Source organism: Nonomuraea cypriaca (assembly GCF_015645445.1).
In the GTDB taxonomy this organism is placed as follows: domain Bacteria; phylum Actinomycetota; class Actinomycetes; order Streptosporangiales; family Streptosporangiaceae; genus Nonomuraea; species Nonomuraea cypriaca.
Map to the genome: position 1 here is coordinate 1 of NZ_JADOGI010000092.1, position 22,369 is coordinate 22,369.

The following is a 22,369-nucleotide window of genomic DNA, read 5'->3' on the forward strand; positions in this document are numbered from 1 at the left end:
CGATCGAAGCGCGTGCCGCCGGCGGCCAGCCGGTCCAGGTTGGGCGTGGCCACGTGCGGGTTGCCGTAACAGCCCAGGGTGTCGACGCGGTGCTGGTCGGTCATCAGGAACAGCAGGTTCACTGGGTCGATGCCTTCTCATAGAGGTCGCCGGTGTAGTACGCGCCGTCGTCCCACGGCGCGGTGGCGAGGTCAGTCGTCCTGCCTGGCCGCGCGCCGAGCCGCGTCGATGGCCTCGGCGGGCACCGACCTGGCGGGCTGGTCGAGTATGCGGCGGATGGTCTCGACGGGCACCTTGTGGCGCCGGTCCTCGGTCAGCAGCCCGTTGCTCTCCTGCTCGGTGTCCGTCAGCTGGGTCCAGCAGAAGCCCGCGAGCTCGGCGCTGTCGAGCACCGCGGTCACGATCTGCCTGAACGCCTCGGCCAGCTCCTCCGTGGAGCCGACGGTGCCGTAGCCGTGCCAGGACTCGCCGGCCCGGGGGCGAAGGCTGGTTCCGCCGATCTCGGACAGCACCACGGGCTGGCCACGGCCGGCCGCGTCGCCGAGCAGGGCCACGCGCCGCGCGGGCGGCCGGTCGGTGAGGATCCGGGCGATCGCCTCCCGGTCGGCGTAGCGCTCCCGGATCGACGCGCCGGTGGGCGCGTAGTCGTGCAGTCCCCAGATGTCGCTCTCGGTGTGCTCCCAGCCGTCGTTGGAGATCACCGGGCGGGTGCCGTCGAGCGCCTTGGTGAGGTGGTAGAGCGCGGTGGTGGCGTGCCGCTGTTCGGCGACGTCGACCCCGTGCCAGACGCCCCAGCTCTCGTTGAACGGCACCCAGGTCACCACGCAGGGATGGCTGCGGTCGCGGGCGACGACCTCCATCCATTCACGGGTCAGGCGTTCGACGGTCCTGGGCGCGTACTCGTAGGCGCTGGGCAGCTCGCTCCACACGAGCATGCCGAGCCGGTCGCACCAGGCCAGGAAACGCGGGTCCTCCACCTTCTGGTGCACCCGCACGCCGTTGAACCCGAGCTCCTTGGCCAGCTCGACCTCACGACGCAGCGCGCCGGCGTCGGGCGCGGCCAGGTGGGAGCCCGGCCAGTAGTTCTGGGCCAGCACGAGGCGCAGGAAACGCGGCTGGCCGTTGAGCAGGAACCTGCCGTCCCTGATGCCGACGCTGCGCAGACCGACGTACGACGTCACCGCGTCGAGCGGTTCACCGTCGCGGCGCAGCTCGACCCGGGCGTCCAGCAGGGTCGGCGAGTCGGGGGTCCACAGCAGCCTGGACAGCTCCATCTGGTGCCGGGCGGCTGGGACGGAGATCACCCAGCGGCCGTCCGCGCGGTCGGTGCGGCACGTCTGGTCGGCCAGGACCTCCTCGCCCAGTGTGAGGACCACGTGGACGTCGACGGGCCGCTCCGGCCTGCGGGAGAGCTCGACCTCGACGGCGACGGCGGCGCCTGGCACGTCGGGGGTCCAGTGCAGCCGCCGGATGTGCAGCGCGGGCACGACCTCCGCCCAGACGGGCTGCCAGATCCCGGTGGTGCGGTGGTACCAGATGCCGTGCGGCTCGGCCCGCCAGTCCTGCTTGCCGCGTGGCTGGGTGGCGTCGTCGCACTCGTCCTGCGCGCGGACGACGACGACCTGCTCCTCCCCCGGCACGAGTGCGTCGGTGACGTCGAAGGTGAAGGGCGTGTGACCGCCCTCGTGCTCGCCGGCGTACACGCCGTTGAACCAGACCTGCGCCCGGTAGTCCACCGCTCCGAAGTGCAGCAGGAGCCGCTCCCCCGGACCCGGCGCCCGGTCGGGGCGCAGCGTGCGGCGGTACCACACGATCGGGTGCGGCGCCGTCTCGCGCAGGCCGGACAGCTCGCTCTCCGGCGGGTACGGCACGGCGATCGTGCGGGTGAAGGGGGCTGCGTCGCGGTGCCAGCCGAGGGCCAGGCCCCGGTCGTCATCGTCGGCCGCGAATCCCCATGGGCCGCACAGGTCCTGCCAGTCCGGACGTACCAGCAGCGGGCGAGGGTAGTCGATCACAGTTCTCCTGATCTCAGTCGAGGGTCAGTACGGTCACCGAGTGCGGCGCGACAGCCCACGTGCCGCCGCTCGCCTCGACCTGACCAAGGTCCCGGGTGGCGATGGTGTCCGGCGCACCGAGCAGGTTGACCGCGTCCAGGCCGGGAACGTCGGCTCCGAGGGTCCGGACCCGCGCGCTCGCCGGCGTGTTCGCCGCGGCGCCGTCGAGGACGAGCCTGAGCCGCACGGTCTCGTCGCGGTGCCGGTTGACGACGGCGATCCGCACCGACCCGTCGTCGGCGCGGGTGGCCGACACGTCGAGGTGGGGCACGGTCATGGGCGCCGTGAGCAGCCGGCCGTCGGGGCCGCGGTTGTCGCCGAGCCGGACCGCCGCCGACCGGGCCGGGCCGTCCACCTGGGACGGCAGCACGATACGGCCGGTGTGGTGCCGGTAGAGATGCCACACGTGGTAGATGGCCGACTTCAGGGCGCCGCCCGGGCGGGCGACCACCAGCCCGTTGGCGTTGACCAGGTTCACCGGGTTGGCCATGCGCACGGGCGCGGGCAGGTCCACGGTCCGGTGGATGGCGTGGAACACCCCGGCACAGAACACCAGATCGCCGACCGTACGCGGGCTCCACCGGTTCACCCGCACCTTGCGGCCGGCATCGTCGACGTCCGCGGTCTCGCGCGGGGCGATGCCGCCGTCCTCACCCGGCTCAGGATCCGGCCAGGCGGCGGGCTCCAGGTGGCGCATGGTCCACTCGTCGAGCGCGAGCGCGGGCGGGCGTTCCAGGCCGGTCTCCGCGGCGATCGCGGTGACGAGCTGGGAGTAGGAGTGGATCTCCCGCTCGAAGAACAGGGACTGGGCGACGACGGCGTCGTAGTCGTCTCCGGTCCACAGCTGGGTGCCGGCGCCGTACAGGTGCAGGGACAGGTAGTCGAACAGCGCGCCGGCCCGCGCCAGGACCGGGCGCGTCCACTCCTCCTGGTCCCAGGGGATGCCGACCCCGACCAGGCGGATGGACGGGTCGACCAGGCGCATGAAGCCCGCGTGCTCACGGGCGGCGGCGGCGTACTCCTCTGGGGTCCGGTGGCCCATCTGCCAGCGGCCGTAGACCTCGTTGCCGACGCCCCAGTAACGCACGTTCCACGGCTCCGCGCGGCCGTTCTTCGCGCGGCGGCCGGTGAGCGTGGTATCCTGGGCGGCGTTGGTGTACTCGACCCAGCGCACCGCCTCGTCGACGTCCCGGCAGGAGTGCACCAGGTACGGCTCCGCGCCCACCGCCTCGCACCAGGCCAGGAACTCGTCGGTGCCGAACCGGTTGGACTCCTGCCCGCCCCAGGCCAGCTCCAGCCTGCGCGGGCGCGTCTCGCGCGGGCCGACGCCGTCCTCCCAGTGGTAGGCCGAGGTGAAGTTGCCCCCGGGCCAGCGAATGGGCCCCGGCCCCAGTTCCCTGCACAACTCCAGCACGTCGGCGCGTACGCCGCGCAGCAGTCCAGGCTCCTCGACCGACAGCGGCGACCCTTCGTCGAAGACCCCGCCCTCGATGTTGCCGAAGAAGGCCGATTCCAGGAAATGCCCGTAGACGTCGTCGTCGATCCGGCCCAGCGGCCGGCGCGTGTCGACCGTCACCAAGGCTTCACGTGCGGACATGTCAGAGAACTCCATTCCGGTCACTCACTGCTTCACCGCTCCCGCGAGACTGTCGACGAACTTGCGCTGCAGCGCCACGAACACGGCCATCACCGGGATCAGCGAGATCACCGCGGCCGCGGCCATCCCCGACCAGTCCGTGCCCCGCTCCCCCACGAAGACCGTCATGCCGACGGCCAGCGTGCGCAGGTCGGGCTCGCTGAGCGTGAACACCAGCGGCAGCAGGTAGACGTTCCAGGCGAACAGGTACGTCAGGATGACCACCGTGGCGGTGATCGGCCAGGCCAGCGGCAGCATCACGCGGAAGAAGACCGTGAAATGCCCGGCCCCGTCCAGGCGCGCGGTCTCCTCCAGCTCCTTCGGCAACCGCCGGAAATAGCCCGCGTAGAGCAGCGTCGAGGCGATCTGCCCGCCCGCGCCCAGCCCGAGGATCACGCCGGTGTGCGTGTTCAGCAGCCCGAGCTGGTCTGTCAGCTGGGTGATCGGGATGATCGTGTAGCCCTCCGGCAGGAAGAAGGTGACCAGGAAGAGCCCAATGAGGAGCTTCTTGCCGACGAAGTCGTAGCGGCCGAGCACGTATCCCGCGAGGGCGCTGCGTACGACGACGAGCAGCACCGTCCCGGCGGTGATGACCAGCGTGTTGACGAAGTAGCTGGCGAAGCCCACCTCCGTCCACGCCCGGGCGTAGTTCTCCCAGACCGGCTCGCCGGGCAGCAGGTTCAGGCCCCGGCCGAAGATCTCGGGAGAGGTCTTCAGCGACGCCGACACCAGCCAGACGAACGGGTAGACCCACAGGCCGCCGAGCACGGCCAGCCCGGCGACGGTCACGACCTGACCTGGACTGGGCCGCCGGCGACGACGGGCCGGCGACGTCGCGCCGGCCTGCGCGGGGGCCGTCATGCCGGGCCGATCCGGCCGCGGGCCCAGCGGACCCCCACTGCCTGGGTGATCGCGATGAGCATGGTCAGCAGCCCGAACAGCACCGCCGCGGCCGAGGCGTAGCCGAGTTGGGGGACGGTGGCCTGGAAGGCCGTACGGAAGATGTAGATCTCGATCACCTCGGATGAGAAGGACGGGCCCCCGCCGGTGAGGGTCTGCAGCAGGTCGAAGACGTTGAGCGCCGCCACGGTGTCGATCAGCGTGATGATGACCAGGAACGGCACCAGCAGCGGCATCGTCACGTGCCTGAACTCCGCCCAGGCGCCCGCGCCGTCGATCATCGCGGCCTCGTGCACGCCCTGCGGGATCGTCTGCAGCGCGGCCAGCCAGTAGATGAGGGTGATGCCGAGCCACTTCCACACCCACACGGCGATCCCGGCGAACAGCGAGGTGCCCGCCTCCGCCGCGAAGTTCGCCGGCGAGTCGATCAGCCCCGCCCACACCATGGACAGGCTCACCGGGCCGCTCGCGTCGAGCAGCAGGGTGAAGACGACGCCGACGATGGCGCCCGTGGTGACGACCGGCAGGAAGAACAATGTGCGGAAGAACCCCTTGAACGGTGTCTTCTTCCGGTTCAGCACGATCGCCAGGAGGAGCGCCACCCCGACCCGGAGGGGGACCGCGATCACCAGGAACACGATCGAGTTCCAGAACGCGTTCCAGAAAAGGTCGTCTCCCAGCAGCCGCTCGAAGTTCTCGACGCCGATGAACGTCCCCCCGACGGCGAAGCCCGGCCAGTCGAGGAACGCGAACCACCACGAGGCCAGCAGGGGGTAGATGGTGTAGGCGCCGTACCCGAGGATGGTCGGGAGCAGGAAGAGGTAGATCCACCAGTCTTTCCGCACGCGTCGCGGCCACCCCATCCGGCGGGCCCGCTCGTGAGTTGTCGTCATCTCGCTCCTGTCCAGCCGCGCTCGCCGCCTCAGCGCGCAGCGTAGGCCTGCTGGTCGTAGTCCGCCTTCGGGTCCCAGTTGGCGAACACCCAGGCGTCGAGCCCGACCTGGACCCCCTTCTCCTCGCTCACGACCTTGATCGCGCGCTCTCGCTCGGCGGTGAGCTTCTCGTTGTAGCGGCGCAACTCGCCGGCGATGTCCGTGGTCGAGCCCGTCAGCACCGACTGGACGATGTCGCCGAGGTTCGGGTGGATGTCGCGCATCTCGGCGAGCACCTGCCAGACACCGGGGGTCCCGACCTCGGGCAGCGGGCCGATCCGCACGTCGTCCTGGAAGTTGGCGACGCACTGCTTGTAGGCCGCGTGCACGTCCGCCTCCGCCACGACCTCGGCCAGCGCGGGCGGCTGGTCCATGGCGGCGGCCAGCTTGGCCTGGAACTCCGGAGTCGTCATCTGGAGCATGACGTCGGCGGCGGTCTTGGCCTGCTTCGACTGGCTCGACACCCAGAACGTGCCGGGCTGCGGCGGGTTGTAGACGAAGTTCCTGGTCTTCTCCGGACAGGGGATGTGCCACACGCCGACGCCGCGCTCGACCGCCTCCGGCTCGTCCACGAGCAGGCCGCCGACGAACCAGGCGCCCCACAGGTAGACGCCCGCCTGCCCGGCCGCCCATCGGGCCCGGGCGTCGCGGGCGCCCATCGACGGGGACGCGGGGTGCACGACCTTGTCGGTCTGCAGCGCGACCAGGAACTCGATCGCCTCAACGTACTCCTGGGAGTCGTAGACGTAGTCGCCGGTCTTCCAGTCGATGGCGCCGGGTCCCGGCGCGCCCGCGGCCATGGCCAGCCGGTGCACCAGGAACTGCAGGTATTCGGTGTCCTTGCTCGGCACCACGATCCCGTAGGCGCCGCTGTCGTTGCCCCTCGTGATGCGGCGCGCGACCTCGCGTAACCCGTCCCAGGTGGCCGGCTCCTCCTCGGGATCGACGCCGGCGCCCTTGACCAGGGCGGTGTTGAACCACGGCACCGCGTCGTGCCAGCGGCCCGAGAACGGGGGAAAGGAGTAGATCTCGCCGTCGAACCGGTGGACGCCGTCGTAGAGCATCTCGCCGACGGGGCTGCCCGCGACGTCGGCGAGCTTCCCGATCGGCTGGAACCACCCCTCGCTCACCAGCGCGGCCGGGGAGATCCCGCCCAGACCGGCCAGCGAATGCACGTCCGGCATCTGGTTGCTGCGCCGGGCGACCTGCAGGGCCTGACCGAGGTCGGGCGCGTCCATCTGCCGCCGCTCGATCTTCACGCCCTGGTGTCCCGACATGTACGGAGCGAAGAGATCGTTCTGCAACATCTTCGTCAGCGGCCGGAACTGGTCCCACCACTGAAGGGATCCGCTGCCCCCGGCCGCGCTCTGCCGGCTCATCTGCCCGCCGCCGGTACACGCGGTGAGCAGTGCCGCGAGGGCGCCGGCGCCCGTGCCGCCGATGAGCGCGCGCCTGGTCATGCCGGGTTCGGTTCCGAAAATGTGGTGATGCCGCCCCATGGCGACTCCTCTTCGTCGGCTCGTCAGGGACCTGTCCCGCTCATCTCTGATGCCAAGGACCTCGGCCGAGCGGATCTATGTTTGCGCAAACTTACGACCGTTACCAGGCAGCGTCAAGGCTGTGACGGAGAGGTTTCCGATCGATCGCCACGAGGCTGTGGGCTGCGTACACTGCCGGGCCGTGTCATGCTATTGATGGTTGCGCAAACAATCGGAACGGCGCTCGGACCGCGGCACGACACCGCTGTGGCCGAGCCCACGGATGGGGCCGCACCAGCGGTTTCCGGCCTCGATCGACGATTTCCGCCGTGGGATGCGCGGATGTACTCTGGCGGCGGCTAGGACGACGACACGTCCTTGAGCGACTTCGAAGGTGCCGATCACCGGGGCCTCGCCGACCGCCTTGATGCGCGTGTGCCCGCTGCTGCGACGACGAAGGGAGACGGCCCGGCGTGGCTCGACTACCAGGGACGGGGGCGTCCGGAGGGCCGTCCATGGCCGACGTCGCCAAGCTCGCGGGGGTCTCGGGGCAGACCGTGTCCCGCGTCGTCAACGGCAACGACCGGGTGACCGCCGAGACGCGGACCAAGGTCGAGACGGCCATGAAGCAGCTCGGCTACCGTGCCAACGTCGCCGCCCGGGCGCTAGCCACCGGCCGGTTCGGCACCATCGGCGTCGTCATGTTCAACCTCACCACCGTCGGCAACGTCCAGATCCTCGACGCGGTGCTGGCCGGCGCCCGGGCGCGCGGCTACTCCGTGAGCGTCGCGGTGGTCGACGCCCCCACCGCCAAGGACGTGCGCGCCGCGGTCCGCGGCCTCACCGACCGGGCGGTCGACGGCGTCATCGTCATCGAGGCCAGGGTGCTGGACACCCCGCACCTGCGGCTCCCCGACGAGGTGCCGCTCGTCATCGCCGACAGCAAGACCACGTACCCGCACCCCTCCTTCGGCATGGACGAGGCCGCCGGCGCCCGCGCCGCCGTCGGGCACCTGCTCGGCCTGGGCCACGCCACCGTCCACCACGTGGCCGGACCGACCGGCTCCAACGCCGCGCAACGACGCCGGGCCGCCTGGCAACGGCTGCTGAAACGAGCGGGATGTCCCGTTCCTCCGGCGGCCACCGGCGACTGGTCCCCGCACTCGGGATACACCGCGGCCCGCCGCCTGCTCACCGGTGACGGTGTCACCGCGATCTTCGCCGCCAACGACCAGATGGCCGTCGGCGTCCTGCGCGCCGCGGCCGAGGCAGGCCTCCGAGTGCCCGACGACCTCAGCGTCGTGGGATTCGACGACCTCGACTTCACACCCTTCCTGAGCCCGCCGCTGACCACCGTCCGCCAAGACCTGGCCGCGGTGGGACGCCGCTGCCTGGATCACCTCATCACCCAGATCGAGAAGCCACCGGCCGTCGCCACCGCCGGGCGGCTCGTCCGCCCTGAGCTGGTGATCCGCGCCTCCACCGCGCCGCCGAACCGCTGACGGCGCCCTCACCCCCCGCCCTCACAGTCACTGAAGAGCCATTGACAGGTTGATCGAGTTAGCGCAAACATGGCCGCGAGTGCGTCGACGACCATCGATCACCCTCGAGCACCCATCCTCGAGCACCAGGGAGCAATGCCATGTTGCGCCGACTATCGATCATTTCACTGACCGTGGCTCTGGCCGTCTCGGGCGCCGCGCCCGCCATCGCTGAGAAAGGCACCCCCATGGACGACCAGCCGTCGGCCCCCGCCTACGGCGCCCTGGGCGCGAACTTCAACCAGAACCTCGACTCGCTGAACTACCGCGAGCTCCAGGAGGCCCGTGCCCGGTGGGTCCGCGGGTTCTTCCCGATGCCCGCCACCGACCAGGGCGATCCGGCCGAGCACTTCGCCATCCGCACCATCACCGAGACGGCCGCCCGCGGCTACCGGACCATCCTGAGCCTGAAGTTCCCCTACGACCGGGCCTCCTTCCCCGAGCCCGGCAGCCCTGAGCTGGCCGCGGAACTGGCCCGCCTGGACCGGGTGCTGCCGGCCGTGCTGGGCAAGGTCGACATCGTCACGATCGGCAACGAGCCGTTCATCGAGAGCCTGCCCGCCGAGCGCGACGCCCGGCTCAACGCCTTCTACGAGACCGTCGCCCGGCACGTGATCGACTACCGGCGCGAGCACTGCGGCGCGGACTGCCGTACCACGCTGTACATGGGCGCGCTCAACCGGCTCGACCTGCCCGACCGGCACACCCCGGCCGCCGAGCGCTGGATGACCTTCGTCCGCGAGACTCCGGAGATCGAGGGCGTGGACATCCATCCCCACATCCCCACGCCGGAGGACACGCAGCCGTTCCTCGACTACATCCTGCCGCGCATGCGCGCCGACCAGACGTTCCTCGTCACCGAGTTCTCCCTCGTGTGGTACTGGAAGCAGCACCTCGAAGACACCGTCTCCCCCGACTTCGCGCAACGATACGGATTCGCCCCCGGCACCAAGGCCTGGCAGGTGATCAAGGCCGCCATCGACGAGCCGTTCGGACAGCGGAAGTGGAACGACTTCCTGACCAGCAGCCCCTGGTTCACCAGCCAGGCCGGCTTCCTGCAGGACCAGTTGCGGCTGTACCGGAGCACCGGCCGCCTCGCGGTCGCCACGTACGGCTTCAAGCAGGACGACCTGATGGTGACCGACTTCGGTCCCACCAAGACCCCGTGGCTGCTCAACAGCGTCTACGCCCCCTACACCGTCAAGCCGCGCGGCACCGGGATGTCCGCCCCCGGCTTCTGGCTCGACGCCTTCAAGGCGCTGCAGCGGGGGTAGCGCTGGGTTGGCGCGATCCGAGGGGACCCCGTCCCCCCGGGGTCCCCTCGGATCGCAGAGCGGACTCGGCCCTGCGCGTGCCCCGGCCGGCGACAGCCCTCGCCCATGCGGGGGCCGGCCCGTTTGACGGGTCGTCGCAAGCGTGATGGGATCCCTGGTCAGCGTCGCGGTGTACCCGGCAAGCAGATCGCCGAGGCCATGGAGGCGCGCGAAACATGGGATGCCCATGGAAACACCCACCACGCCGGACGACCGGCTGACCGCGTTCGGCCACCAACTGGTCAGCGTGCACCTCTGGCTCCGCGAGGAGCTGGCCCGGCTCCGCGAGGACGTCGATGCCCACCTGGAGGGCCGCGCCGAGCGCCCCCGCGAGCTGCGGGCACACTGCCTGTCCTTCTGCTCCGCTCTACAACGTCATCACACCGGCGAGGACGGTGGGGCGTTTCCCGCTCTCGCCGGGCGGTTCCCCCGGCTGGAGCCCGTACTCCAGGAGCTGACACGCGACCATCGGCTGGTCGATGACATCCTGCGCAGGCTGCGTGAACTGCTCGACGACGCCGGCGCGGCCCAGCCGCAGCATGTACGAGCCGAACTGGACGGCCTGGCCGCGTTGCTGGAATCCCACTTCACCTACGAGGAGCGGAAGATCGTCGCAGCCCTCAACGCGCTGAACGTTCCCGGCTGGGACGGCTCACCACCGGACTTCCTGCTGACCGGGGATGTCTAGCGGCCGCTGAAATCCTCGGCTACTTTCGCGAGATGCGCTTCGCGATCAAGACTTCGCCGCAGAACACCACGTGGCCCGACATGCTCGCCATGTGGCAGGCCGTCGACGGGATGGACGTCTTCGAGTCGGCCTGGACCTCAGACCACTTCCACCCCGTCCACGGCGCCGGGCCGGCCGCGTCACGCCTCGAAGGCTGGATCACCTTGGCCGCCCTCGCCCAGGCGACACGGCGCATCCGCCTGGGCACCCTGGTCACCAGCGTCCACTACCGGCATCCGGCCGTGCTGGCCAACATGGCCGCCACCCTCGACAGTGTCTCCGGCGGCCGGCTTGAGCTGGCACGGTCGGCACGCCACTGCGGCCGGCATCTCGGCCGATGCCCTTGCTCGCGCCGCCGAGCGCGCGGCGACGAGCGGGACGTCGGCCACGCATTGAGTCAGCGGATGTCTCCCAGATCCCATGGAGTGATGACGGTTACCTCCGTGAACAGCGTGTCCATCGCCTCCAGGATGATCACGCATCCTGCTATCCAGACGATCCAGCTCACTACTGTGCGGGACCCGGAGGAGAGCTTGTTCTGCCACCGTTCGAACCGTTCACGCAGCCGCTCGCCGAGGGCGGCCCATGCTGCCAAGAGCAGGATGCCTGGGAGCACCATGATGGTCACGTACACGCCGAGGAGCGGCGACCATTGGACGGCGGGCAGGTCGGCCGAGGTCATGATGCCGATCGCGCCGAAGTACGGCACGGCGGTGGAGAACTCGAACAGCCAGGTCCCCAGCCCTAACAGCAGCATCGCGCGCATGGTGAAGGACCTGGCCCGGATGGGAGCGCGTTCGGCGTTCTTGCCGGGGATGAAGTAGCTCCCCACGATGAGCGCTACGCCGAGGACGGCCTGTCCCCAAGCCCACGCGGTGTCATCGACCAGTGGCACGACAGCGCCCAGGCCGAGCATGAGCAGGACGCCCAAGGCGAAGTACGCGATCGCGACCGATCCGAGGTACACGCCCAGCAGCACGCCCATGCGCTGTGGCCTGGCGAGCAGCAGATAGAGAGTTATCCCGATCACTGTGGGACTCAGCGTATCGAGCAGGGCCAGTCCGAGCACCGCCCCGATCGTCTCGATCGACAAAGCTGTCCCCCTTCCGGGAGCCGGCGAGCCGTAATTAACACACCCTGTTTAGTTAAACTAGCACACCCGTGTTAGCATGTGCGGGTGCCACGACTCGTCGATCACGACCAGCGACGGGCCGAGATCGGCGAGGCCGCCATCCGAGTGATCCTGCGCGAAGGCCTTGCCGGCGTGACCGTCCGCGGCGTCGCCGCCGAAGCAGGCTGGTCCACCGGGTCCCTGCGGCATTACTTCAGGAATCAGTACGAATTGCAGGCCTATGTCGCGCAGGCCACCACCGACACCCTCCGCGGACGGGTCCTCCCGCGCATGCAGCGGTCCCGCGCTCAAGGTTCGATGGTCGAGCAGATCGCCTCGGTCGTGGAGGAGATGCTGCCGCTCGATGCCGAGCGGCGCGAGGAATACGCGCTGTGGTCAGCTGTCGTGGAATGGGAACGTCAGCACCCTCCAGAGGGAGGCTCCGCGTCGTGGAACGACCAACGGGCGCTACACCGTCACTGCGTCGCAGCCCTGCGCGGACACGAGCTGGCCGGCGATCTGAGCCAGGCCATGCTCCCGCACCCTGATCCCCAGGTCGAGCTCTGGGCGGCGCTCCTGCACACGTTCGTCGACGGACTCGCCTCCCAGCTCATGAACACGCCCGGCGAAGTGTCCGCCGACACCGCCGCACAACTGCTGCGCTCACTGCTGAAAGCCGTACCTCGTGCGCGCCAACCGTGAGCGGAAATGAGCTTCTCGATGGCGTCGTGTTCCGGGCGAGCCAGGCGAGGGCCGGCTCATCGCGGGGCGCCGAGTTGACGTCGTACGGCGGCGCTGGTGCGGTCGGCGTCGCCGGTGGCGAGCAGATCGATGAGCGCACCCCGTAGCAGGGCCAGCACCTGCGTGCGCCGCGCCCGCCCGTCTTCGGTGTGCCGGACGTGCTCGGGCTGGGCGGCGGCCAGCACCTGCAGCCAGTCCTCGACGGTCGCGCGCGCGAACCCTCTCCACGGGCCGTCGCGCTCGACGAGCGAGCGGGCGTAGCCCTCCAGCCACAGGTTGAGCAGCGGGCGGTGCTCGGGGGCCGAGAGCCAGGTCCACAGCCGCCCCGCGACATGCGTCAGCCGGTCGTCGCCGATCTCCGAGGCGACCGGCGCCTCCGATCCGAGGCCGGCGAGGAATTCGAGCTCGCTGGCGCGGGCGCGGGCGAGCAGCGCGCGCACCAGCCCTTCCTTGGTGCCGAACAGGTACAGCAGCACGCGCGGGCTGGACCCGATCTCCTTCGCCAACGGCCGCAGTGACAGCTCCGCCAGCCCGTGGGTGAGCACGTATCGGTAGGCGGCCTCGATCAGCTCGACCTGCCGCGCGGACGGACTTGCCGACGACTGGGACATGGATGCATTATGACATCACTGAAACAGTCGTTTCAGCGGAATGGGGAAAGAGATCATGACCACTACGCGCGGCAGCGAGACCACGGCCGGCGGCGGAGGGCTGGTGATTCGCCCGCTCGGACAGCCCGGCGATCTGGGCTGGGTGGTCCAGGCGCACGGCGAGATCTACGCCGACGAGTTCGGCTGGGACACCTCGTTCGAGGCGCTCGTAGCCAAGATCGTCGCCGACTACGCAGGCGATCACGACAGGGCGCGTGAAGCGGCCTGGATCGCCGAGCTGGACGGCGAGCGGGTGGGCTGCGTGTTCTTGGTCCGCGCGGACGAAGAACTGGCCAAGCTGCGGATCCTGCTGGTTCACCCCAAGGCGCGCGGCCGCGGCGCCGGGGACCGGCTGGTCTCGACCTGCCTGGACTTCGCCCGCCGCGCCGGCTACCGCCGCATCACGCTGTGGACCAACGACGTCCTCGCCTCGGCCAGGCGGATCTACGAGGGCCACGGCTTCGTACTGGCCGATCAGGAGAAGCACCACAGCTTCGGCCATGATCTGGTCGGCCAGAACTGGGAGCGGGACCTGTAAATCCCGCACGTGCTCGTCGTCATCGCGCCGCCGATCAGACGGCGGCGCGCGCGTCCGCCGCGTCCCGGCCCCCGGTCCGTCGCTGCCGCTGACCACGGTCCGGCCGGCCGGAAGCCGGCCGCGGTCTTACTCGGCCGATTGCTGGGCAGGCTGCTGCTGTCACCGCTGGTCCGCCGACGGGAGGACGTCTGATGAGATTGCAGGGCTCGGCGCTTCGGCTGACCATCTTCGTGGGCGAGCATGACACCTGGCACCGCAGGCCGCTCTACCACGAGATCGTGCACCGCGCCCACCAGCAGGGGCTGGCCGGCGCGAGCGTGCTGCACGGCATCGAAGGCTACGGCGCCTCCAGCCGCATCCACACCGCCCGCATCCTGTCACTGTCGGAGGACCTGCCGCTGGCGATCATCATCGTCGACGCCTCCGACAAGATCCGCGCCTTCCTGCCCCAGCTGGACGAGCTGGTCACCGAAGGGCTGGTCATCCTGGACGAGGTCGAAGTGATCCGCTACGTCGGACGCCCCGCCCCTTCAGGAGAGGACGACGAGGGACGCCCGTGACCGCTGCCCCGATTTCGGCGGCCTCGTCGCCGCCCGCCTGGCCGGCCGGTCACTCCAGGAGGCCCACGCACACTGAGCGTCCGGCGTGCTAGGCGACGATCGCGAGCAGCGTCGTCATGGCGGCGGTGAGCTCCGGGTCGCCGCCCGGCTCGGAGCGGGCGCGTGCCTGCTCGACGGTGATGCCTCTGGTCGCCAGCCGCCAGAAGGCGTCCTGGTCCATCGAGACGCGCGCGGCCGGCTCTGCGCCGGGCACCGCCATCCGCCATCGGCCGTCCCGCCGCACCGCGCCCCATCGGCCGCCGGCCGGCCCGGTCACCTCCAGCTGAACCACCGTGCCCTCCGGGCGTTCGAGCGCCCTCAAGGTGTACGGCAGGGCGCGCGCGAAGACGTCCACCACCGGCGCCATGAGGTCGGGCTGTGTGGCTCCGGGGCGGGAGACGGCGTCGCGTACCTGCTGCTGGTGGACCCAGAACTCGGTGTACTCGCGGCCGAGGTCGAGCCAGGCGGGGCTGTCGACGTCCGTGGCGGCCCAGGACACGTTCAGGTCGGCGGGCGCGGCCAGATCGCGTGCCCCCCAGACGGCGTCCAGCCGCACTCCGAGGTCGTCCAGCAGTTCGATCAGCAGCCGCGGGCTGAGCTGGCGGGTCGCCCGGACGAACTCCTCGTTGGTGCGCGTGAGATACGCGGGAAGCGTCTCGTCGTCGGCGAAGATCGCGCCGCCGTATCCGTCGCGGCTGCCTGACAGGCGCCGCATGTAGTCGTTGAGTACGTGTCCGGTGACGTCGTGCACGTTCCAGCCCGGGCAGACCGTCGGCTTGGCCCAGTCCGCCGGGCTCAGGGCGCGGAGCAGGTCGAGCATGGCCCGCCGTTCACGCGGGAAGAGGGGGCGGACATCGATGGCTGAACCGAAGATCGTCATGGCGCGACCCTTCCTGTGTCAGGCGAAGTGTCCGGATCAGGGCACGTTCGCGGCATCAGTACCGTACGGTGATGCGACCGGTGACGGCGTCGACGGTGACCGTGCCACCGTACGGGACGACCAGTTGCGGGTCCGTGTGCCCGATGTCCACGTTGAGGACGAGCGGGATCTCCGGGTTGTACTCGGCGAAGGCCCTGAGCACGGCATCCCGCTGGGCGGCGATGAACTCGGCCTTGCGATCCGGCGGGAGAGGATCGTCCAGCGACCACGCCTTGGGCCGCCCGATGACCGCGGCGCCGAACCGCTGCAGCAAGCCGCGCTCACCCATGCACATCAGCACGTGATACACGTACCTGGCGTCGGGGAGCTCCTCCGAGGTCTCGAGGAACAGCACGCAGCCGTCGTAGGCGTCGGGGTCCTGGATGTGGGTGCCGACGCGCAGGTTCCAGTCGACGATCTCCAGACAGCCGCCCCATGACGGGCCGGTCACCGTACGGCGCGGGCCGTGCCATTGCCAGCCGCCGCCGGGGAGCATGTCCGGCTCGCTCTCCAGCGACGCCGGATCCTTCCAGTCCCGGTCGATGTCGGTGTACGTCTCCGCGGGGCGCAGGTCATAGGTGTCGTGGGTGAACAGCGCGGCCCGCACCGCCTCGGCTGCCTGCGCGTTCATCGCGCCGCCACGACCGAAGACCGTCATGATCAGGCCGCCGTAGTACGACACGACGCCGAGGTTCCACAGGAAGTTGCACAGGTTGGTGTTGTCGCTGATGCCGAAGAACGGCTTCGGATGGGCGGCGAGGATGTCCCGGTCGAGGTGACGCAGCACCTTGATCTGGTCCTCGCCGCCGATGGAGGCCAGAACGGCTGTGATCGACGGATCGGCGAACGCGGCGTTGACGTCCGCGGCCCGCGCGGCCGGCGACGACCCGAGCTCGCGGGTGGTCGGGAATTCGACCGGCACGAGCCCGAAGTCCTCCCTGAGGCGGGTGAGGCCCAGCTCGTACGGCGCCGGGAAGATCGCGGGCAGGGCGGCGCCCGGTGACAGGATCGCCACCTTCTCACCGGGCTTCGGCTTGTCAGGGTACGCCAGCATGCGGAGCAAGCTACCCCGAGGCCGGCGCCACCGGCCACGGCTTTTCCGCGGAGACGAACGGCGGCGGGCATCGACCGGCTGCCCGGGGAATCTTCCTAGATTGTCATCAATCGCGCACCCCTCCTGACCGGGCCGCCCCACGGGTGGCAGATGATGGTCACAAGGCCGGATGGGTTCACTGGCCAGGGGGAACAGAGGGGATCGACATGGGGGCGCGGGAAGATCTCGACCAGGCCGCGGCGGTCTTCGCCGGGGTGCGGCCGCGCCTGTTCGGGATCGCGTACCGGATGCTGGGCAGCTCCACCGAGGCCGAGGACCTGGTGCAGGACGTCTGGCTGCGCTGGCAGACCTATGACCGCGCCACGGTGGCCGACCCGGGGGCGTTCCTGGCGACGGTGACCACGCGGCTGGCCATCAACGCCGTACGGTCGGCGCGGGTCCGCCGCGAGACCTACGTCGGCCCGTGGCTGCCCGAACCGGTCGACACCACTGCGGATCCGCACCTGGGCGCCGAACGGGGCGAGGCTCTGGGGTACGCGGTTCTGCTGCTGCTCGAGCGGCTCTCGCCCACCGAGCGGGCGGCGTACGTGCTGCGGGAGGCGTTCGACTATCCGTACCGGAAGATCGCGGACGTCATCCAGGTCAGCGAGGTGGCGGTCCGTCAGCTGGTCAGCAGGGCGCGCAAGCACGTGCTCGGCGGGCGCCGCGCGCCGGTGAGCGGCGCCGAGCAGCGCAGGCTGCTGACCGCGTTCGTCGCCGCCGCCCGTGCCGGCGACCTGGCCGCGCTGGAGGAGCTGCTGGCGGCGGACGTGGTCAGTTACTCCGACGGCGGCGGCGCCGTCCGAGCCTCTCGCATCCCCGTGGTGGGGGCGTTCCGGGTGTCGAAGTACGTCAGGGCGTTCGCGGACCGGTTCTGGGCCGGGGTCGAGGTGAGATGGGGCCCCGTGAACGGGCAGGCGTCCGCGCTGCTGTGCCGCGACGGCGAGGTGTTCGCGGTGCTCACGGTCAACGCCTCCGACCAGGGCATCGACCAGGTGCTGTGGATGATGAACCCGGCCAAGATCACCGCCGCCGCCTGACCCCCGCCGATCCCGCGCCGGTCCCGGCAGCGGCCGCGACGTACTCGTCGCCGCGCGCGAGCGCCTCCCGCATCCCGGCGATGTGGGCCCGCCCGATGCCCTCCTTGACCTTGCGGTGGAGCACCACCATCCGGTCGGGGTGATCTTCGTTCGCGCGCTTGGCGAGGTCGTCGGCGAGCGCGCCGGTGCCGTCCGGGGAGTCGTCGTCCGCGACGATCAAGCGGAGACCGGGCAGATCCAGCGAGCAGCGCCGCGGCGGCGCTGGGCGGCCCCCTTCGGCTCCTGGCGCTCCTGTCCGGTCCTTGGCGGCGCCGCTCCCGACTGCACCCGACCCCCGGAGGTATGCCCGTGTCGCTGTCTCCCGTCCCCCGGCTCGACGTCCATCAGTACCTGGACGAGCTGCCCGTCCCCCTCACCTACGAAGGTCCCTGTCCCGGCGGCCAGGTCGGCGCCGCCTACGTTCGCTGGCCGGACGGCCACCGCTCGGTGCTGACCGGCGGTCCCGACGTGAGCGAGTTGCTGTCGGTGGCGCGGGCGGCGGGCATCCCGGTGCCGGCGTACGAACTCGTCCATCCGCCGGTGATCGTCCAGGAACTGCTTCCCGGAGTGACCGCGCGGGAGCCCACGGCGGCGACCGTACAATCCATGATCGAGATCAACCGGCGGTGCCGCGGGCTGCTCGCGGGGCGCACCGACCTGCCGGGCATGCGGTTGCACCTGCGCGAGGACGGGCCCGGCTTCTGCCTGCACGGCTCGCTGCGCGCCTACGACAGCCGGACGCGGCGACTGCTGGCGGAGGTGGAGGAGATCGGGCGGGCCTTTCCCGACACCCTGGAGGGCGACGATCTCGTCCACACCGACTTCCACCCGGAGAACGTGCTGGTGGACGCGGCGGGAAGGGTCACCGGCGTGATCGACTGGGATGGCGCCACCCGCGGTGACGCCGACTTCGACCTGTTCACGCTCCGCTTCGACCTGGCCCGGCGCGCCCCCGGCCTGCACGTGGACGTCCCGGACAGGGTGGCGCTCCTCTACTGGGCGCACATGAGCCTGCGCATGGTCGACTGGGCCATCCGGCACTTCCCCGCCTCCGACGTCACCCTCTGGCTCGACGTGGCCAAGACGCTCAGGCCCCGCTAGCAACCCTCAGGCCCCGCCGGCAACGAGCGACGTCGTGTTCCAGCGTCTGCTCTCGTCGCATGCACGCGCCCCGGCTCACCCGTGGCAGCCGATGACGCTACGCCGATCCTGGAGGCGAGCGACCTAGGAGGCCGGCGTCCCGGGCCCGCCCGGGTCCGCGCCGGGCACGAGGCGGCACCGGCCGGCCCGGCAGCACTCCAGGGCCTCGGCGGCGTTGCGCCGGACCCGGCCCAGCTCGGCGATCCTGGCGTCGATCCGGTCCACCACCGCTTCCAGCCGCCAGCGCTCGCTCGCGCACGTTGCCCCGCCCCCGTCGTGGGCGGCCAGAATGCCGGCGACCTCGTCCAGGGTGAAGCCGAGCTCCTGCAGCGCCTTGGCCATGCGGATGCGCTCCACCGCCGCGGCACTGAAGATCCGGTAGCCCGACGGCCGGCGCCCGGCGGCGGGCAGCACGCCGCGCCGCTCGTAGAAGCGGACCGTATCGACGCTGACCCCGGCCTCCCTGGCGACCTCTCCGATCTTCACGCCGAACCCCTTGACTCTGGACCTGGGTCCAGACTTTAGGGTTCTCGTGACGAGGCCGCAAGACCTGCCGCGAAGGAGTCAGGACATGGACATCCCGCCCGCTTCCACCCCCGTCGTGTGCGACATGACCGGCGCCCCCGACGCCCTGGGCGAGCGGCTGGAGGAATACCGCCGGCTGTTCGCCCATGCCCTCATCAGCAAGGAGCGGACCGCCGAGGGCATCCGCTTCCGCCTGCGGGCCGCGCCCGGCGTGGCGGCGTGGGCGCACGACCTGGCCGCGCGGGAGCAGGCGTGCTGCGCCTTCTTCGCCTTCGCCGTCACCACCGACGGCGACCAGGTGCTGTGGGACGCGGCGGTGAGCGACGACGCTGCCGCGCGCGCCGTACTGGAGCAGCTCTACCGCCTGCCGGAGACGGGAGCACGGGACCGCGCGCTCCGGACGGCCGGTCAGTACGATGGTCACACGCGTTCATGCGAAACCGGGACGAAAGGGCCGGGAGTATGGCGGGAAAGACCATAGTCCTGACCGGCGCCAGCGACGGCATCGGCCGCGCGGCGGCGCGCATCCTCACCCAGCGCGGCCACGACGTCGTCGTCGTCGGGCGATCGGCCGCCAAGACCGAGGCGGTGGCCGGAGAACTGGACACCGAGCATCACGTGACCGACTTCGCGAGCCTGGCGGGGGTTCGCGCGCTCGCGGCGACGCTACTCGACCGCCATCCCGTCATCGACGTGCTGGTCAACAACGCCGGCGGCATCATGGGCTCGCGCACCGTGACGGCCGACGGGCACGAGGCGACGTTCCAGGTCAACCACCTGGCGCCGTTCCTGCTGACCACGCTGCTGCTCCCCCGGCTGAGCGCCGGCCGTGCCACGGTCATCATGACGTCGAGCATGCTCAACCAGCGCGCCCGGCTGGATTTCGACGACCTCGACATGGAGCGCCACTATTCGGGCGCGCTGGCGTACTCCAATGCCAAGCTCGCCAACATCCTGTTCACCCGCGAACTGCAGCGGCGCCACGGCCCGGACGGCCTGAACGCGGTCTCCTTCCACCCCGGCGCGGTCGCGACGAACTTCGCCGGCGGGACCGACAGCATGGCGCGGGTGGTTTACCACTCGCCGCTGAAGCGGCTGCTGCTCTCGCCGGAGAAGGGCGCCGACACCCTGGTCTGGCTGGCGACCTCGACGCCGGGCTCCGACTGGGTCCCCGGCGGCCACTACGAGAAGCGGCGCCCCGCGCCCACGCACCGGCTCGCCGACGACCCCGATGCCGCGCGACTGCTGTGGGAGCGCAGCGAGACGCTCCTGACCCCCGAGCCCACCACCTGACCTCCCTTCCGCCGCCCCACTCCTCGTGGCCTCCGGCCCGGCCAGGTGGCCGCGCGTACGGAGCCAACGTCCTGATGCCCGGCGATGCAAGCCGGAGCCGGGGCGGTTCCGGGCCGGACGAGGGGCGAAGAGGGCGTTGCCGAATCGGCGGATGACGTGGCTGATCGGGCGCTGATCATATCCGGCTGAGATCTCCCGCTTGCGGTCCGGCCGCTTGTTCTCGGAAGCTGCTGGCCTGCGGAGACAGCCGGTGGCGGGAATTCCGAATATGACTACGACCCTGGATCTCAGACGATGCGGACGATGATCTTGCCGCGCACGCCGCCCGCCTCCAGGGCCCGGTGTGCCTTGGCGATCTTTTCCAGGGGAAACACGGTGTCCACGACTGGGCGGACGGCGCCGGCCTCCACATATCGGGTGAGGTCGGCGAGAAGGCGGTGGGTGGGCCGGCCGCTGAAGGAGCACACGCGACGCCGGCCGTACATGGTGGAGGCGGCGATGTACGACAGGGACGCGGCGGCCCGGTCGACGTCGAAGGCGATCGTCACCATGCGGCCCGACGGGGTCAGGAGACGCCGGTAGGCGGGGTGCTCGGTGCCGACGGTGTCCATGACCACGTCGAACCGCGGTAGATCCGCGGGCCGCGTGATGGCGTAGTCATAGGCCTCGTGGGTGCCGAGGTCGCCGACGAAGTCGAGGTTGCGTGCCCCGGCGAGGGCGGTGACGTGGGCGCCGAGTGCCCTGCCGAGCTGCACCGCCACGACGCCCACGCCGGCGCTGCCGCCGCGTACGAGCAGGCGCTCGCCCGGCTGCAACTTCGCCTTGTCGCGCCGCGAAGGTTCCTGCCTGTCGGACGAGACGGCATGATGCGGGCATGACGTTGTCGACGGTGTTCACGGAGATGCTCGGCCTGCGGTACCCCATCGCGCTGGCGCCGATGGGTGGGTCGGCCGGTGGCGCACTGGCCGCAGCTGTCTCCCGCGCTGGCGGGTTCGGGATTCTGGGCGGCGCGTACGGGGACTCGGAGTGGCTGGCACGTGAGGTGCCGATCGTCGCGGGCACTGAAAGGCCGTGGGGTGTCGGATTCCTGACCTGGGGGATCGATCTCGCCGCGGTGGAGCTGGCGCTGAGCTACGGCCCCAGCGCCGTGATGCTGTCCTTCGGCGATCCGAGCCCATACGCGGAGCATGTCCGCCGGGCAGGGGCTCTGTTGATCCTCCAGGTCACCGATCTGGAGGAGGCCAAGCGGGCCGAGGACCTGGGCGCCGATGTGATCGTGGCTCAGGGAACCGAGAGCGGTGGGCACGGAGCCGTGCGCGGGCGGTCCACTTTGCCGTTCGTGCCCGCGGTAGTGGATCTCGTAGCTCCGGTACCGGTGCTGGCAGCGGGTGGGATCGCCGATGGACGCGGGGTGGCGGCGGCTCTCGTGCTGGGCGCTGCCGGAGCGCTCATCGGCACCCGCTTCCAGGCCACCACCGAGGCCCTGGTCGATCCCTTGATCACCAAGGCGATCCTCGAGGGGCAGGGCCAGGACACCGAGCGCAGCACCGTGCTGGACATCGCGAGAGGCTCCCGGTGGCCGTCGAAGTACCCCGCCCGCACCCTCGGCCACCCCTACCTCGACCGCTGGCGCGGCCGGGAGGCCGAGCTCGCCGCCGATCTCCAAGCCCTTCAGGACTACCAGGACGACGTGGCACGCGGCGCGATCCCCCCGCTGCCGGTTTGGGCGGGCGAGGCCGTCGACCTCATCACCGACCTGCCGTCGGCGGAGGACCTGGTCGCCGCGATGGCCGCCCAGGCCGATGACGCGCTGACCCGAGCGGGACGCCGCTGACCCACTCAACCGTCAGCCCTGTTCCGGCTCGTTCGTAGTCGTCGCGTTCAGCCCGCAAGGGCGTCGGCCCGCTCAGAGTGGCACAACGCCTTGGATGGGTCGTAGTTGCCGGTCAGGAACGCGTCAGGGTTGTCTTAGACGGTGAACTGCGGCTCGTCCAGCAGCGCCTGAGCCTGTCTGGGTGTCAGGAACGCCCCCTCGAACCGGATGGAGGCCTCCCGGGCGGCCGCGATCATTCGTTTCGCGGCCGGCCCGGAGATCCCGCG

The 22,369-nt window shown here is 70.7% G+C and carries 23 protein-coding genes and 1 pseudogene; 12 read left to right on the plus strand and 12 right to left on the minus strand.

Going from position 1 to position 22,369, the window contains the following annotated elements:
• Nucleotides 1-191: 191 nt before the first annotated feature.
• The 5 genes from ITP53_RS27670 to ITP53_RS27690 are packed head-to-tail and all read right to left on the minus strand — an operon-like array spanning nucleotide 192 to nucleotide 7,021.
• On the minus strand, nucleotides 192-2,015 hold the full coding sequence (locus ITP53_RS27670) for a glycoside hydrolase family 2 protein (protein ID WP_207756496.1): 1,824 nt from the start codon (nucleotides 2,013-2,015) through the stop codon (nucleotides 192-194).
• A 13-nt stretch (nucleotides 2,016-2,028) separates the two neighbouring features.
• Nucleotides 2,029-3,651: an alpha-L-arabinofuranosidase C-terminal domain-containing protein gene (locus ITP53_RS27675; RefSeq protein WP_195898384.1), complete on the minus strand. Its 1,623-nt coding sequence runs from the start codon at nucleotides 3,649-3,651 to the stop codon at nucleotides 2,029-2,031.
• Between the two features lie 24 nt (nucleotides 3,652-3,675).
• A complete protein-coding gene (locus ITP53_RS27680; RefSeq protein WP_195898385.1) occupies nucleotides 3,676-4,551 on the minus strand; it encodes a carbohydrate ABC transporter permease in 876 nt (291 codons plus the stop codon).
• Nucleotides 4,548-5,483: a carbohydrate ABC transporter permease gene (locus ITP53_RS27685; RefSeq protein ID WP_195898386.1), complete on the minus strand. Its 936-nt coding sequence runs from the start codon at nucleotides 5,481-5,483 to the stop codon at nucleotides 4,548-4,550. Before ITP53_RS27685 ends, ITP53_RS27680 begins: the two co-directional genes overlap by 4 nt.
• 29 nt (nucleotides 5,484-5,512) lie before the next feature.
• Nucleotides 5,513-7,021 (minus strand): ABC transporter substrate-binding protein, encoded by a 1,509-nt coding sequence (locus tag ITP53_RS27690; protein ID WP_195898387.1) that lies wholly within the window; start codon nucleotides 7,019-7,021, stop codon nucleotides 5,513-5,515.
• Between the two features lie 494 nt (nucleotides 7,022-7,515).
• Here ITP53_RS27690 and ITP53_RS27695 point away from each other — a divergent pair, with 494 nt between their 5' ends.
• The 4 genes and pseudogenes from ITP53_RS27695 to ITP53_RS61250 all read left to right on the plus strand — a co-directional run.
• On the plus strand, nucleotides 7,516-8,502 hold the full coding sequence (locus ITP53_RS27695) for a LacI family DNA-binding transcriptional regulator (protein WP_195898388.1): 987 nt from the start codon (nucleotides 7,516-7,518) through the stop codon (nucleotides 8,500-8,502).
• 140 nt (nucleotides 8,503-8,642) lie between these two features.
• The gene (locus ITP53_RS27700; RefSeq protein ID WP_207756497.1) at nucleotides 8,643-9,815 is read left to right on the plus strand and encodes a hypothetical protein; all 1,173 of its coding nucleotides are present in this window, start codon (nucleotides 8,643-8,645) and stop codon (nucleotides 9,813-9,815) included.
• A gap of 226 nt (nucleotides 9,816-10,041) precedes the next feature.
• Nucleotides 10,042-10,542: a hemerythrin domain-containing protein gene (locus ITP53_RS27705; RefSeq protein ID WP_195898389.1), complete on the plus strand. Its 501-nt coding sequence runs from the start codon at nucleotides 10,042-10,044 to the stop codon at nucleotides 10,540-10,542.
• Nucleotides 10,543-10,652: 110 nt separating this feature from the next.
• A pseudogene (locus ITP53_RS61250) lies at nucleotides 10,653-10,868 on the plus strand (LLM class flavin-dependent oxidoreductase); the annotation flags it as partial.
• 110 nt (nucleotides 10,869-10,978) lie between these two features.
• Here ITP53_RS61250 and ITP53_RS27715 read toward each other — a convergent pair.
• Entirely contained in the window at nucleotides 10,979-11,674 is a 696-nt protein-coding gene (locus tag ITP53_RS27715; protein ID WP_195898390.1) for a GAP family protein, read from the minus strand.
• A gap of 84 nt (nucleotides 11,675-11,758) precedes the next feature.
• On the opposite strand from ITP53_RS27715, the gene ITP53_RS60450 reads away from it, so the two are divergent.
• Entirely contained in the window at nucleotides 11,759-12,394 is a 636-nt protein-coding gene (locus ITP53_RS60450) for a TetR/AcrR family transcriptional regulator (protein ID WP_195898391.1), read from the plus strand.
• A 56-nt stretch (nucleotides 12,395-12,450) separates the two neighbouring features.
• On the opposite strand, the gene ITP53_RS27725 is transcribed toward ITP53_RS60450, so the two are convergent.
• On the minus strand, nucleotides 12,451-13,044 hold the full coding sequence (locus ITP53_RS27725) for a TetR/AcrR family transcriptional regulator (protein ID WP_195898392.1): 594 nt from the start codon (nucleotides 13,042-13,044) through the stop codon (nucleotides 12,451-12,453).
• A gap of 55 nt (nucleotides 13,045-13,099) precedes the next feature.
• On the opposite strand from ITP53_RS27725, the gene ITP53_RS27730 reads away from it, so the two are divergent.
• Together ITP53_RS27730 and ITP53_RS27735 are read left to right on the plus strand one after the other, a co-directional pair.
• Nucleotides 13,100-13,621, plus strand: coding sequence for a GNAT family N-acetyltransferase (locus ITP53_RS27730; protein WP_195898393.1), 522 nt, complete (start codon nucleotides 13,100-13,102; stop codon nucleotides 13,619-13,621).
• A gap of 191 nt (nucleotides 13,622-13,812) precedes the next feature.
• A complete protein-coding gene (locus ITP53_RS27735) occupies nucleotides 13,813-14,181 on the plus strand; it encodes a DUF190 domain-containing protein (protein ID WP_207756500.1) in 369 nt (122 codons plus the stop codon).
• A gap of 88 nt (nucleotides 14,182-14,269) precedes the next feature.
• Here ITP53_RS27735 and ITP53_RS27740 read toward each other — a convergent pair whose 3' ends face one another.
• Both ITP53_RS27740 and ITP53_RS27745 read right to left on the minus strand, forming a co-directional pair.
• Entirely contained in the window at nucleotides 14,270-15,100 is an 831-nt protein-coding gene (locus ITP53_RS27740; RefSeq protein WP_195898394.1) for a maleylpyruvate isomerase family mycothiol-dependent enzyme, read from the minus strand.
• Nucleotides 15,101-15,155: 55 nt separating this feature from the next.
• A complete protein-coding gene (locus ITP53_RS27745; RefSeq protein WP_195898395.1) occupies nucleotides 15,156-16,193 on the minus strand; it encodes an LD-carboxypeptidase in 1,038 nt (345 codons plus the stop codon).
• A 206-nt stretch (nucleotides 16,194-16,399) separates the two neighbouring features.
• Between ITP53_RS27745 and ITP53_RS27750 the strand changes: the two genes are divergently transcribed.
• The gene (locus ITP53_RS27750) at nucleotides 16,400-17,272 is read left to right on the plus strand and encodes an RNA polymerase sigma-70 factor (protein WP_195898396.1); all 873 of its coding nucleotides are present in this window, start codon (nucleotides 16,400-16,402) and stop codon (nucleotides 17,270-17,272) included.
• Here ITP53_RS27750 and ITP53_RS27755 read toward each other — a convergent pair.
• The gene (locus ITP53_RS27755; RefSeq protein ID WP_236051233.1) at nucleotides 17,256-17,492 is read right to left on the minus strand and encodes a glycosyltransferase; all 237 of its coding nucleotides are present in this window, start codon (nucleotides 17,490-17,492) and stop codon (nucleotides 17,256-17,258) included. The genes ITP53_RS27750 and ITP53_RS27755 overlap by 17 nt on opposite strands.
• Nucleotides 17,493-17,620: 128 nt before the next feature.
• Here ITP53_RS27755 and ITP53_RS27760 point away from each other — a divergent pair, with 128 nt between their 5' ends.
• Nucleotides 17,621-18,412, plus strand: coding sequence for a phosphotransferase family protein (locus ITP53_RS27760; protein ID WP_328815954.1), 792 nt, complete (start codon nucleotides 17,621-17,623; stop codon nucleotides 18,410-18,412).
• A 123-nt stretch (nucleotides 18,413-18,535) separates the two neighbouring features.
• On the opposite strand, the gene ITP53_RS57930 is transcribed toward ITP53_RS27760, so the two are convergent.
• Complete coding sequence (locus ITP53_RS57930; protein WP_195898398.1) at nucleotides 18,536-18,937, minus strand: MerR family transcriptional regulator; 402 nt, start codon at nucleotides 18,935-18,937, stop codon at nucleotides 18,536-18,538.
• Nucleotides 18,938-19,022: 85 nt separating this feature from the next.
• Between ITP53_RS57930 and ITP53_RS27770 the strand changes: the two genes are divergently transcribed.
• Together ITP53_RS27770 and ITP53_RS27775 are read left to right on the plus strand one after the other, a co-directional pair.
• Entirely contained in the window at nucleotides 19,023-19,457 is a 435-nt protein-coding gene (locus ITP53_RS27770; protein ID WP_195898399.1) for a hypothetical protein, read from the plus strand.
• Nucleotides 19,439-20,269 carry an SDR family NAD(P)-dependent oxidoreductase gene (locus ITP53_RS27775; RefSeq protein WP_195898400.1) on the plus strand — a complete coding sequence of 277 codons (831 nt, stop codon included), beginning with the start codon at nucleotides 19,439-19,441 and terminating at the stop codon, nucleotides 20,267-20,269. Before ITP53_RS27770 ends, ITP53_RS27775 begins: the two co-directional genes overlap by 19 nt.
• A gap of 287 nt (nucleotides 20,270-20,556) precedes the next feature.
• Here the strand turns inward: ITP53_RS27775 and ITP53_RS27780 are convergent, their stop codons facing one another.
• Nucleotides 20,557-21,084: a zinc-binding dehydrogenase gene (locus tag ITP53_RS27780; RefSeq protein WP_195898401.1), complete on the minus strand. Its 528-nt coding sequence runs from the start codon at nucleotides 21,082-21,084 to the stop codon at nucleotides 20,557-20,559.
• A 59-nt stretch (nucleotides 21,085-21,143) separates the two neighbouring features.
• Here ITP53_RS27780 and ITP53_RS27785 point away from each other — a divergent pair, with 59 nt between their 5' ends.
• The gene (locus tag ITP53_RS27785) at nucleotides 21,144-22,103 is read left to right on the plus strand and encodes an NAD(P)H-dependent flavin oxidoreductase (RefSeq protein ID WP_195898402.1); all 960 of its coding nucleotides are present in this window, start codon (nucleotides 21,144-21,146) and stop codon (nucleotides 22,101-22,103) included.
• Nucleotides 22,104-22,369 lie beyond the last annotated feature (266 nt).